This is a genomic window from Methanohalophilus sp. WG1-DM (assembly GCF_004104135.1).
In the GTDB taxonomy this organism is placed as follows: Archaea; Halobacteriota; Methanosarcinia; order Methanosarcinales; family Methanosarcinaceae; genus Methanohalophilus; species Methanohalophilus euhalobius.
This window is the reverse complement of record NZ_RRBA01000002.1, coordinates 40,709-53,663: the sequence shown is the minus strand read 5'-3', so window position 1 is coordinate 53,663 and position 12,955 is coordinate 40,709. Positions and strand designations below refer to the sequence as shown.

General features: G+C 36.5%; 8 protein-coding genes and 1 pseudogene. 8 read left to right on the top strand and 1 reads right to left on the bottom strand.

What is annotated here, in order from left to right; genetic code table 11:
* Positions 1 to 224 precede the first annotated feature (224 nt).
* The gene (locus tag CI957_RS02165) at positions 225 to 2,585 is read right to left on the bottom strand and encodes an oligosaccharyl transferase, archaeosortase A system-associated (RefSeq protein WP_096712003.1); all 2,361 of its coding nucleotides are present in this window, start codon (positions 2,583 to 2,585) and stop codon (positions 225 to 227) included.
* Between the two features lie 469 nt (positions 2,586 to 3,054).
* Between CI957_RS02165 and CI957_RS02160 the strand changes: the two are divergent.
* The 8 genes and pseudogenes from CI957_RS02160 to CI957_RS02125 form a co-directional block, all read left to right on the top strand.
* Positions 3,055 to 4,179 (top strand): annotated as a pseudogene (locus tag CI957_RS02160) (GDP-mannose 4,6-dehydratase); the annotation flags it as partial.
* Entirely contained in the window at positions 4,176 to 5,258 is a 1,083-nt protein-coding gene (locus CI957_RS02155; RefSeq protein ID WP_096712004.1) for a glycosyltransferase, read from the top strand. The pseudogene CI957_RS02160 and the gene CI957_RS02155, both read left to right, overlap by 4 nt.
* The gene (locus tag CI957_RS02150) at positions 5,236 to 6,015 is read left to right on the top strand and encodes an ABC transporter permease (protein WP_164909006.1); all 780 of its coding nucleotides are present in this window, start codon (positions 5,236 to 5,238) and stop codon (positions 6,013 to 6,015) included. Before CI957_RS02155 ends, CI957_RS02150 begins: the two co-directional genes overlap by 23 nt.
* Positions 6,015 to 7,229, top strand: a complete 1,215-nt coding sequence (locus tag CI957_RS02145) for an ABC transporter ATP-binding protein (RefSeq protein ID WP_096712006.1) — start codon at positions 6,015 to 6,017, stop codon at positions 7,227 to 7,229. Before CI957_RS02150 ends, CI957_RS02145 begins: the two co-directional genes overlap by 1 nt.
* On the top strand, positions 7,201 to 8,757 hold the full coding sequence (locus CI957_RS02140) for a methionine biosynthesis protein MetW (protein ID WP_165868981.1): 1,557 nt from the start codon (positions 7,201 to 7,203) through the stop codon (positions 8,755 to 8,757). The genes CI957_RS02145 and CI957_RS02140 overlap by 29 nt, the downstream gene beginning before the upstream one ends.
* 6 nt (positions 8,758 to 8,763) lie before the next feature.
* On the top strand, positions 8,764 to 9,834 hold the full coding sequence (locus CI957_RS02135; RefSeq protein WP_096712008.1) for a glycosyltransferase: 1,071 nt from the start codon (positions 8,764 to 8,766) through the stop codon (positions 9,832 to 9,834).
* Positions 9,835 to 9,863: 29 nt separating this feature from the next.
* Positions 9,864 to 12,077, top strand: coding sequence for a glycosyltransferase (locus CI957_RS02130; protein ID WP_096712009.1), 2,214 nt, complete (start codon positions 9,864 to 9,866; stop codon positions 12,075 to 12,077).
* Complete coding sequence (locus CI957_RS02125; protein WP_096712010.1) at positions 12,074 to 12,916, top strand: class I SAM-dependent methyltransferase; 843 nt, start codon at positions 12,074 to 12,076, stop codon at positions 12,914 to 12,916. Before CI957_RS02130 ends, CI957_RS02125 begins: the two co-directional genes overlap by 4 nt.
* Positions 12,917 to 12,955 lie beyond the last annotated feature (39 nt).

Here is a 12,955-nt window from a genome sequence, read left to right as displayed (position 1 = left end):
TCATGACCTTTGTGTTTTTATGACCAAAATTACATTAGCAAAAAATCAATGTAATAAATAATAATATGTCAACAAGAATAAAGGGAAAGGCCCTTTACAGAGCCTAAATTTAGCTGTTTTATATTCCTTCTCTTCATAAATTATCCTTGAACAGGTAATGGCAGGTTTAGGGGATTTTATGCAATTATCTGGCTACAGGTCTTGGTTCAGGACGCCTGTGGGCATTATAATAAATCATTTCTCAGCCGGTTTCCTGAAATTACATCTTCTTCAGTAACCTCTACTTCTTTAATCATACTTGTGTTTGCATCTGCTGTGATACTATAGTTTTCTACTTTAGCATTGTATGGTGTGCCTGTTGTTGAATATGGGAGGGTTAACTCATACCATCCAGATTCATTTGTGGTAGCTGTATTCCAGTATTCAAAAATGCGTCCATTACTCAGGGTTACATTTGTTTTTGCATGGACTTCCCTGTCAGGTCTGGCAAACCCTTCAACTGTGGCGCCGGGTACATATTCAAAAATTTTGATGTTACTGATGTTTTCATAGTTATCGATTCTGGATCCAAGATGCATACTCTGAGAAGTACTGTTGGATTCATATATCAGCCGGAGATTGCTAATTTGTGCGGTGTCTGAAATATGTAATTTTGCCAGGTTCGTATCCATGAATTGCTCACTCATGTAAAATCTTTCGAATTCATTATTAGTAAAAGAATTACCTGTTGCAATATTCATTATATGTGTGAACTTTTCTGCAACCATTGAAGTGTCAGTGATTACATATCTTACATTTCTTTTCTTCAATATTGATACGCATTCCGATTCATTTGAACTTGCAAAAAATCTGGCTGAATCTTTCAGTCCTGTCTGGAAATTATTGGCAACAGGCGGTCTTTCTGCCATATAGAGAATCCAGTTCCCATAGTCCCACCAGCTTAAGACCCCGTATTCAGGTTTTTCTACAGGGTCCAGATAATATGATGTTTTTGGGCTGTTGGATTCCAGCCAGTCAAGGGATTCCTCCCAGTCAGATGGTGGAACCCCGGGGTTTGTCAGGATACTGATAGTAGGTCCAAAGAATAGCAAGCCTACAACTAAAATAAATATTATTGAAATGCATGTGCCATACCCAATTTGCCAGAAAGAAATATTAGATGATGTGTTTTTTGACCGTTTTTTCTTTTTCTTTTTGTCCTTGTCTGAGTCATCCTTAAAAAGATCAAAGACTGCAATTATAAAGTATCCTGTTAATATTGCGATGTTTATGGAGAGCAGATATGTAAACCTTGTCTGGGATAATGCAAGTATTGTTACAATAAAGGACCAGATTATGAAGAATACCATTTCCGGGGGATATTTATCTTTGATTGCATTTCTGAGGATAAGGCTAAAACCAATTACTGCAGTTATGCTGAATATGACGAAGGTATGCCAGAGAGGGGTTAATGTAAAACCATCGTCATAGATGAGCGGCTGTGCTTCGGTGATCATTCCGAGGACTTCTCCCCATCCTAAAAGATAGAGAAGGCCTGAAGTCAGGCTTTGATATAACTCCGGTGAGATGAATGAAAGAGCCGCTGTTCCGGTACCGGCCACCATTATGACAACCACAGGATAGTACCACCATTTCAGACCCTTTGAGCCGATAATCCAGGAGATTGCTCCAAGTACAATTATGGATGCCAATAGGACCGCCACATACAGTACGTGGAACCAGGAAAGGAACATTCCGCTGAATTCGTAACCCGGGCGGATCAGGGTGGAGATGAAAGGTGTGATAACAATAAGGGTCACCAGGTAGGTGGTGAGTGTATTGATCACAAGATATTCGGAGGATACCTTCTGCCGTAGATCTAGCATGAACTGGACCAGCGCATACAGTACAATCAGGCCGATAAATATGGGCGATCCCAGCCATGTGAATACAGAAAGAGCCAGGACGATGCCTGCGGCCCCTGCAAAAACCAGTGGTTTTGCAATTGACCTCTGTGAACCTATTTTTTTGATGCTGGAGAATGAAAGATTTGCATCCTTTCCGTACTTCAGGGAGAGCATGAAAAGGGCATATGCGGTTGTAGAGAGCAGGATTTCGGCCACGTGATGATCGGTAGCCCCAACTCTTGAGACTGCCAGGTGCGCCGGTATAAGGGAAATTACAGCCGCACTTAAGAGGGCTGTCCTTTTATCAAAGAGGCTGGAGGCAATAATATAGATGGGTATGATGGTCAATGCTCCCAGCAGGGCGGGAAAAATAGCACCTGCGACCTCGATAGTATGGATGTCCGGGTTCCCGAAACCAAGTACCATAGCAAACAACGCAGCTGCCTGATCATAAAGGGGAGGCCAGCCTATATCAAAACCATATGGGTAATTAAGATATGAATCAAAGGTTAAAGTAGAGGGAAAGTTCAGAGTAGTGTATATAATTCGTCTCATGTGGTAAAAAGGATCCATCCCGGTAAAGGTTACCTTTCCATCTGCAAAAACTGTCAACGAGGAAATTGCTCTGATGGCAAAGGATGCCAGTACCAGAAATAAAAGTGTTAGTTTGCTGTGTATAATTTGGTTGCGATCGATCATAGGCTCAGCCCAATAGCATTCTGGCTGATTATAGATCTGCACATATAAATATATTTCCAGGTCATCTAAATAATATATAACAATCTTTTAATATCTAAAATTTCATTCTCTATCTTCCCTGATGTAGGTATGTATATCTGAATAGTGGATGCAGATCTAAAAACAATAATATTATGATGGTGCAGGATTTCTCTCGCATAAATGTGGGTGGCTGTGAATGTACTGTTTAAAGAGAGATTATGAAACCAATAGTATATATTTATATAACAAAAAATATTCAATTGTGTGTAATGTGTTCCCAATCAAAAGGTAATAATTGAGTGAATCATCAATGGATTGAGGTCATAAATATTAAAGGAGAAAATTCATGAAATGGAAAAATCGGAATGTGTTGATTACAGGTGTAAGTGGTTTTGTGGGCTCTTACCTGGCCCGGTATCTTATTGATTAGGAGGCAAATGTATACGGGCTTATCAGAAGAAAAGCAGACGGTACAATTCCAAAAAATATAAGCTACAAAAATATCCAGAATGGAATTAATTTTGTTGAAGGAAACCTTGAGGATATCACGGGATTAGCTCATGCTCTGGATGTTTCACAACCGGATGTGATCTTCCATCTGGCAGCTCAATCCTTTGTACCCCGATCATTTTCACACCCCATTGAAACATCTCAGATTAATTCACTTGGTACACATAATTTATTAGAGGCAGTGCGAATTAAAGGAGTAAATCCTACTATTGTCTTTGCAGGATCCTCCGAGGAATACGGCCTTGTGTTTAATTCAGAAGAACATTACAGCCTTATGAAAGAAAAATATGGCAAAATATTCCCGGAACCTGAGATCCCTGAAGTCCCCATAAAAGAAACAAACCCCCTTCGTCCAATGTCTCCCTATGCTGTCAGCAAGGTATATGGTGATTATCTGATGAGGAATTATCATTATACATATGGTCTTAACACTGTCGTATCAAGAGCATTCAATCATGAAGGAGCAGGCAGGGGTATCATGTTTGTTACATCAGTTGTGACAAACCAGGTAGCGGAATTAAAATCCGGAAATCTGGACAAAATAACCATCGGAAATGTCAATGCATTTCGTGATTGGTCTCATGTGATGGATATAATTAATGGTTATTGTGTACTTGCTGACAAGGGCCAGTATGGGGATGTGTACAATCTGGGATCCATGCGCACAACATCTGTGCTGTCCTATATCCTCCTGAGTCTTGAAAATGCAGGTATGCCTGTTGACAGAATTGAAAGTATGAATAACAATAAAGTTATTGATAATCCAATTGATCGGGATTACTCTGAATTTTATGGTGTAGCCTTTGAGAAAACCAACGTTGATAAAATGCTTCTTGAGGGTTCACTGGAATTCTTACTTGAGGATAAAGGGATAATTGCTCACTGCGGTGAGAAGAGGGTCCCTATTGAATTTAATCCGGAAAGATTCAGACCTTCTGAAGTTCCAATTCTCTTTGCTGATACGACAAAGGTGCAGGAACTTGGATTTAAGGCTACATACAGTGTTGAAGATATCATAAGAGACCAACTTAACTATTTTCTGGATGAGAAGAAGAGAGCATGAAGATAGCAATATTTCATGATTATTTCGGAGCTATTGGAGGCGGGGAAAAGGTTGTTTCCACTATCTCTGATTTATTTGATGCAGATGTAATTACTACAGACACCGACGCGGTGGATAAACTGGGTTTAAAGGGGAATGTAATCTCCCTGGGAAGTACCAGAAAAATCCCTCCATTAAAGCAGATATCTGCAACCAGGAAATTCTATTTCAGTGATTTTTCTGAAGAATATGATTTTTCGATTTTCACCGGTAACTGGAGCCATTATGCAGCTCATACGCACCATCCGAATATGTGGTATTGCTATACTCCTGTCAGGGCCTTTTACGATCTATATGACAATTTTTTGCAAAGACAGAATTTTGTAAAAAGACAATTATTCAGAGCCTGGGTGTATGGCCACCGGCATCTGGATCAACATTCTGTGAAAGATATTGACAATATAGTTACTATATCAGGGAATGTCCAGAGGCGAATTAAGAAATATCATAAAAGAGATTCCGAGATAATTTATCCTCCAATTGATGTTTCTATGTTCAGGTGTGAGGAATATGGCGATTTCTGGCTTTCTGTGAATAGATTGTATCCTGAAAAAAGAATTGATTTACAAATAGAGGCTTTTAGGAAAATGCCTGATGAAAAACTTGTAATTGTAGGCGGGTATGCAAAAGGGGATCATGCGGAAAGCTATGCCAGAACCCTGTATAATGACCTTCCCGAAAATATTAAAATAATTGGGGAAATTAAGGATGATGAACTTAGAGATCTCTATTCCAGATGCAGAGGTTTCATTTGCACTGCCATTGATGAAGATTTTGGACTAACCCCTGTAGAAGCAATGGCAAGTGGAAAGCCGGTTGTTGCAGTAAATGAGGGAGGCTTTATGGAGACGGTAACGGAGGATACAGGTCTACTGGTTGATGCAAATTATAGAAGTATCAAAGAGGCTGTACAACTCATATCGAAGGAACCTGATATGTACCGGGATGCATGCATTGAGCGTTCAAAAATGTTCGATGTATCAATCTTTGAAAAACAGATTAAAAATGTGATTAATAATGGTCTTCAAGCACCTGAATAATCTTTACGCTTACAGGGAACTTATCTGGCAGCTGGCATGGAGCGAATTCAAGCTCAGATACAAGAATTCAATTTTGGGATATTTCTGGTCCCTTCTGGAACCCATGCTGATGCTTACAGTTCTATACGTAGTATTTTCCAATCTAATGAGGGTGCAGGTGGAGTATTTCCAGCTTTTCCTGCTTCTTGGTATAATTCTCTGGAACTTTTTGAGCAGGGCGACAAGTATTGGGATGAATTCCATCGTCGGGAAAGCGGATATGATTAAGAAGATCTACTTTCCCAGAGACATCTTTGTAATTTCTTCCTGTATAACAGCCCTTCTAATGAGCATATTTGAATCCCTTATATTCATTTCATTTATGGCTATCTTCAGGGTTCCGATATCTACCAATTTAATTTATGTACCATTTATCCTGATTTTCCTCTTTTTTATATCTCTGGGTCTGACCCTGGCACTTGCTGCACTGAATGTTTTCTACAGGGACGTACAGTTCATCTGGCAGGTCATTTTGCAGGCAGGATTTTTTGCGACACCTATCCTTTATACTATAGATATATTCCCGGCATACCTGCAGAAAATAGTATTGTTGAACCCGGTTGCAATAATGATAATATCAGCCCGTCATACCATCATATATTCATCGCCTGCTACAGTCGGGAATCTGACATTCATGCTGATTTCATCAGTAATTTTCCTCATTATGGGTTATGCTATCTTTAATAGACTGGAACCAAGATTTGCAGAGGAGATTTAATGCCGGCAATTGAAGTTGAACATTTATACAAATCATTTCGCATTCCCCATGAAAAAAGAAACACTTTATTCGAAGCATTGACCGGTGTTTTCAAGCCTGCACCCTATGAGACATTTCAGGCGCTGAAGGATATCAATTTCACAGTTGAGGACGGAGAAGCAATCGGTATTATTGGTGAAAATGGAAGTGGTAAAAGCACTCTGTTAAAACTAATAGCCCAAATCCTGGATTCTACCAGAGGGAAGGTGAATGTCAATAGAAAGGTCACACCTTTCCTGGAGTTGGGGGTGGGTTTCCAGCCTGAACTTACAGCGGCAGAGAACGTGAAGATCTATGCCACAATTATGGGGATGCCAAAAAAAGAGATCGAGAGCAAACTGGATGATGTTCTGGATTTTGCAGGACTTGAAAGATTCAGGGATACGAAATTGAAGAATTTTTCCTCGGGTATGCAGGTAAGACTGGCTTTCTCAACCGCTATACAGAACGACCCGGAGATCCTCCTGCTCGATGAGGTCCTGGCTGTAGGGGATATGGAATTCCAGCAGAAATGCCTGGAGGTACTAAAACAGTACAGGGAAAAAGGAGTTACAATTGTATTTGTCTCCCATGACCTGGGTTCTGTGCGCAGGTTCTGTGACCGGACATTGCTTCTCAACCACGGAGAACAGGTGGCTCTTGATGATACTGAGAAAGTGATAGACCAGTATGTATATGGGGAAGACGCTTCTAACATGTCTAGCAGTGATACAGAAGCAGATACATCCCCTGCAGAAGAGAATTCCGAAGAAAGTACACACCAGAGTAATAAGAAGGTGGAGATTACCGATGTTAAGTTTTACGACAAATTCGGGAATGCATCTAACAGGTTTAATTCGTCTGATCCGATGGTGATCAGAATATTTTATAATGCCCATAAGAAGGTACTGGATCCGGTATTTGGTATTTCACTTTATTCAGAGAATGGGGAACATTTGTTCGGTACAAACACAGAGTTAAGAAAAGTATCAATCGATCATGTAGATGGCGAGGGGTATATCGATCTTGAGGTTGAGAAGATCCCGATGCTTACGGGTCAGTTCCTCCTGACAGTTGCAATACATACCCATGATCAAAAAACGTATGATTGGCATGACAGGCAATATGCATTTGATGTGATCCCGACAAGTATGGATGCAGGACTTATTGAGATTCCCTGTCAATGGAAGATATGATGGAAGTGAGATAATGGACACATTTGAAATTCACGATGATGAGATTGATGTTGAAGAGATCATGAAAAAGATCAAAGACAATATCCGCATGAGAAAGGAAGCTGGTGTTTATCCACAAGACGGGATAGAAATGGGTCCTGCCGGGAATAGCCCTGAATGTAGCACAAATGTTCAGCGAGACCTTGAATACATCAATGCAAACTGGGATATCCAGAACAACAGTTATTTCATCAGTTCACATCGGCCTGTTGTAGGGAAGCCTCTGGTTAAAGGGCGAGAGCTTGTTCATGGTGAGGTGAGAAGATATGTCGATCCCATTATCTGGAAACAGACCGAATTCAACGGAAGCACTGCCCGTTATCTCAACAATGTCAATGAGAAAATCAATGCTTTTGAAAATGTTATAGGTAATGAGATAGAGCAATTGAGACCTGAGATTGATGATAAGATCGAGCAGTTGAGACCCGAGATTGATGATAAGATCGAGCAATTGAGACCCGAGATTGATGGTAAGATCGAGCAGTTGAGACCTGAGATTGATGATAAGATCGAGCAGTTGAGACCTGAGATTGATGGTAAGATCGAGCAGTTGAGGCCCGAAATAGATGGTAAGATCGATCAGTTGAGGCCCGAAATAGATGATAAGATCGATCAGTTGAGATCTGAAATCAATGATTTGATTGAAAGTCAGGTTAGTTCCGTAATTTCTTCGATGAACTCAGACATCGAGAATAAAGCGTGGCTTGCCAATATTTTGGAAAAAAGAAATTCAGATAATAAACCTATTAATTTTGATGATGAAATATCAAAAGAAAGTTCGATTAATTATTTTACATTCAGTGAAGAAGTAAGCAAAGCATGGACAAAAGAAGGTGGAAAACCTATTGATGTCCCTAATATGTATGAGGACTTATTGCCTTTTTTTAACAATTGCAATAATGTATTAGAAATTGGATCGGGGACAGGTTATTTTTTACAATTGCTCAAAAATAATGGTGTCGGAAGCTATGGTATTGATATAAATGAGGACTATGTTCTATATTGTGAAAAATTAGGGTTAAGTATTCAAAATATTGATGCATTGAGTCATTTAATGACTATTGATGATAAATCAATAGATGGTATATTTATGGGACAAGTTGTTGAACACTTAAACATTAATGAACTATTTCAAATATTAAAATTATGTTATGAAAAATTGCAATTTGGATCATATATTGCGATGTCTATGCCAAATATATTGAGTGTTTTAGTCTCAACGAATTTGTTTAACATGGATCCTACTCATGAAACCTATATTCATCCAGAGGTAATTAAATTTTTATTAAAGTCATGTGGTTTTAGAGAGATTCAAGAGAATTTTTATCAGCCGGTACCGGATGAAAGCAAATTAAAAAGAATCGACCCCAGTAATATTCCAAACGAGCAAATAAATAATGAAATTTTGGAAACTTTAAATTTCAATATAAATTTTTTAAATAATTTTTTGTTTGGGTACAGGGATTATTTAGTCATTGGAAAAAAGTGAATATCTATGCAGATTAATCAGGTCTTACCAGCTTTGAGTTGCCATGATGCGGTGAGTAATGATGCAATTGAAATCATGAAATTCTTGCGAAAGCAAGGATTTGATTCCAATATTTATGCAAAACATACACATCCTAAAGTGTCAAAATATACAAAATCGATAGATAAATACCATGGAAACGATCAAAACATTTTGATTTATCATTTTTCATTATATAGTGAGGATGTGACCGATTTTGTTAAAAAATTGCCTGACAAAAAAATATTACTCTATCATAACATAACTCCTCCCAAATTCTTCGATGGACTTTGTGAAACATTAAGCTATAGTTGTGCGAAAGGCTTAGACGAACTTAAAGATTTGTTCAGACATTTCCAAGTTGGAGTTGGAGTCTCTGAATATAATCGCCTATGTCTTGAAAATTATGGCTTTAAAAATACCGATGTTTTACCCATATTAATCAATATAAACAAATTTGAATCACATAATGAAAAAAACCTTAAAAAAAGATCTTATATTGATTCTACAATTAACATTATATTTGTAGGTAGAATTTCACCAAACAAGAAACATGAAGATATTATTAAAACATTTTATTATTATCAGCGTTACATAAATTCAAATTCAGTATTATATCTTGTTGGAAACGAACAAATATCCAGCTATTCAGAATATCTAAGGAATCTAATCGATACATTAGGACTTAGAGATCATATTATATTTACTGGAATGGTAACAGATGAGGATCTTGTAGAATATTATAAAAAAGCACATCTCTTTTTGTGTATGAGTGAACATGAAGGATTTTGTGTTCCTCTTTTAGAAGCAATGTATTTTGAGATTCCCATTATCGCTTACAATTCCACTGGGGTTCCCTATACATTAGATAATTCTGGAATTTTGGTTAATAAAAAACAATATAATAAAATAGCAGAATTAATTAATCTTTTAATTGAAGAAAAGGTTATTCGTGGAAGAATAATACAAAAACAAAATGAAAGACTAATGGCTTTTGATAAAGAGAAAACTGGCAAGAAGTTGATTAAGATTATTGAAGGTTTGAATAATAAAAATTAATTCAATGATATCAAATATGGTGTTATGAAATGCAATATCCGTTTGTTTCTATTGTTGTTTGTACTTATAATCGTAGTAACTATTTAGATGGATGTATTAAATCATTATATAAGCAAACATATCAGAATAGAGAAATTATTGTTGTAAATGGACCCTCAACTGATGATACAGATTGTATTTTGAATAAATTTAAAGATGTTCTGGTAATTAGACAAGAAAAGTTAAATGGATTATCTTATGCAAGAAATTTGGGTATAAGTTACTCTAAAGGTGATATTATTGCATTTATTGATGACGATGCAACAGCTGATGAAAATTGGTTGAAATATTTAGTTGACAAATATACTAATGATTCTGTAGGAGGAGTTGGAGGTCTTGTTTATGGTCCTCAAAAGTCACATATTCAATTTGCTAATGGTGTTATCAATAAATGTGGGATACCTAATGCAGTCAGAGATGATACTAAAAAGTTAAGAAAAGGTGAGTTCCAAATACTTATGGGAACTAATTGTTCATTTAAAAAAAGTGTATTATATGAAATTGGTGGATTCGATCCATACTTTAAATATTATCATGATGAAAGTGACCTTTGTACACGGGTAATTAATAAAGGCTATCAAATTGTGTATCAAAGAGAATCTTTTGTGATACATGATATGGTGGAAGGTCATAATAGAAAGTCACCTTATGATCTAAACTGGGCTGAAATAATAAAAAATGTTATTTATTACACAATGAAAAATTTTGGTAACACGCTTTCTTCTTATACAACACGACCTGTTTATTCTTTATATTGTTGGATAATATATTTTGTTACACCATTCTTTAACAATGAACTTACTTTAGGTTCTATATTAAATATTTATCAACAAATATTAAAGGGTGCGTTTCGAGGTTATAAAGATGGTTTGAGTTTGAATTTATTTGATAAAAATAAGGATATTTCATATCTCGATTTTAACATAGAAAATGAAAAGAAATCAAAAAAACATTCTATAACTGAATATCCTATTAATATTGAAGCAAATGGGTTGAGTAATAAGCTCAATATCGCATTGTTAAGCCAAGAATACTCTAAAAATTGTAATGGAGGAATATGTCGATATACACATGATTTAGCACATGGACTCGCTGACCTGGGCAACGAAGTGCATATAATTTCCAAATCTGAAAATGATAGGGAATATGATTATATGGATGAAAATGTCTTTGTACACAAAATTAATCCTCAAAAAATAGATTTTTTACCTTTGTCACCTGAGATGGACATCTCTCACAAAAACATTTCCTACAGCTATGAAGTATGTCTAAAATTGAATAATTTGATTGAAACCAAAAATATTCAGGTTGTTGAAGCTCCCTTGTGGGATGCAGAAGGGTTCGTTTTCTCTCTTATAAAGAACATTCCGTTAGTTGTTCGAGTTGAAACTCCATTATTCAAAGTAAGCGAAATCCAAAAATGGGATGTAAATAAAGATTTTAAGTTGGCAAATTGGATGGAAGGAGAAGCTGTAAGGCGTGCTGATCGAGTTATCGCAATCAGTAGTGCCATTGGAAAGCTAATTTGTGATCATCACAACGTCTCCGAAAATAATATCGATGTCTCTCCTCTTGGAATCGACCTTCCTATTGAAAGTCAGGCTTTTGACGATCAAGATAACGATATTCTTGAAGTGTTGTTTGTTGGTCGTCTTGAGAAAAGAAAGGGAATTGATACATTATTTAGAGCGATTCCTGCTGTAGTCAGGCGGATTACGAATGTTCGGTTCACTATCGTGGGTAGTGATACAAAAACAGCATCATTTAATGGTTCATATAAAAAACATCTATTAAACATTCTCGATAAAAAATATCATAAATATGTATATTTTATTGGATATGTTTCTAATGATGATCTTGAAAACTATTATAGAAAATGCAATATCTTCGTAGCTCCTTCTCTTTATGAGTCATTTGGACTTATATACTTAGAAGCGATGGCGTGGGGAAAGCCTGTAATTGGATGTGATGTTGGTGGTGTACCGGAGATTATTGTTGATGGCGAAACAGGGATTATTGTTCCTCCTGATGATGCCTCATCACTTGCTGATGCAATCTTAGAGTTACTTGTCGATGAAGAGAAAAGAAAGATTTTAGGGGAATTGGCTATAATGCGGATGAAAAAAAAATATGCGAAAGATATTATGGTAATGAGTTCACTGAATATATATAATTCAATTTGCAGAAAAAGAGGAATTCTATGAAAGAATATTTAGATATTGCATCTAAAATTTCAAGTCCTATTCAAGTGGAAAACGATATTAATATGCGACTTGTTGAAAGAAGGTCATTAAATCGTCTTTGTGATATTGGGGATTGGGAAGTAGGGGGTGCATTAAGTCAGATTATGAGTGATTTAAAGGAAGGTAGTTACATCCATAGAAAATCTTGGGAATATGCTATGTGTATATATGGACTTGAATCCCTTGGAGTTGTAACCTCAGAAAGTCATGCAATAGCGGTAGGTGCAGGTTATGAAAGACCATTGTTTTATTTTGCAAACAAAATTGAAAAGATGGTTGCAACTGATTTGTATAACAGTCCTTCGAATGAAGGTGATCCAAGTATGTTGACTACACCGTCAAATTTTGCACCATTCCCTTATTTAAGAGATAATCTCAAAGTTTCACAAATGGATGGAACAAATTTAGAATTTAATAATAATACTTTTGATTTTGCATTTTCACTTTCATCTATTGAGCATTTTGGTAGTAGGGATAACATTATAAAAGCCATGTCAGAAATGTTCCGTGTTTTGAAACCGAATGGTATTTTATGTTTGGCAACCGAATTGATTCTCAATAATGCTCACCATCCAGAATATTTTACTTTCAATGAATTGAAAAAATATATTCTTCAATCAACTGACTTTAAACTAGTTGGAGGAGATATTGATTTCAGGATATCTAAATCTCTTCTCTTAAATCCTATTGACTTAGATTTAGAAAAGAATCTTAACATAAGTCCGCATATTGTACTTAAGCAGGGAAATGTAATTTGGACTTCTATCATTTTATTTATGGAAAAAAAGTTGGTTGATTAATTATAAATTTGATGTGGTAGGTAGTTTAATATTTGAGAA

Coding starts and splice junctions, on each gene's coding strand:
- CI957_RS02165 (WP_096712003.1), bottom strand. CDS start 2,585: ATGATCGATCGCAACCAAATTATACACAGCAAACTAACACTTTTATTT.
- CI957_RS02155 (WP_096712004.1), top strand. CDS start 4,176: ATGAAGATAGCAATATTTCATGATTATTTCGGAGCTATTGGAGGCGGG.
- CI957_RS02150 (WP_164909006.1), top strand. CDS start 5,236: ATGGTCTTCAAGCACCTGAATAATCTTTACGCTTACAGGGAACTTATC.
- CI957_RS02145 (WP_096712006.1), top strand. CDS start 6,015: ATGCCGGCAATTGAAGTTGAACATTTATACAAATCATTTCGCATTCCC.
- CI957_RS02135 (WP_096712008.1), top strand. CDS start 8,764: ATGCAGATTAATCAGGTCTTACCAGCTTTGAGTTGCCATGATGCGGTG.
- CI957_RS02130 (WP_096712009.1), top strand. CDS start 9,864: ATGCAATATCCGTTTGTTTCTATTGTTGTTTGTACTTATAATCGTAGT.
- CI957_RS02125 (WP_096712010.1), top strand. CDS start 12,074: ATGAAAGAATATTTAGATATTGCATCTAAAATTTCAAGTCCTATTCAA.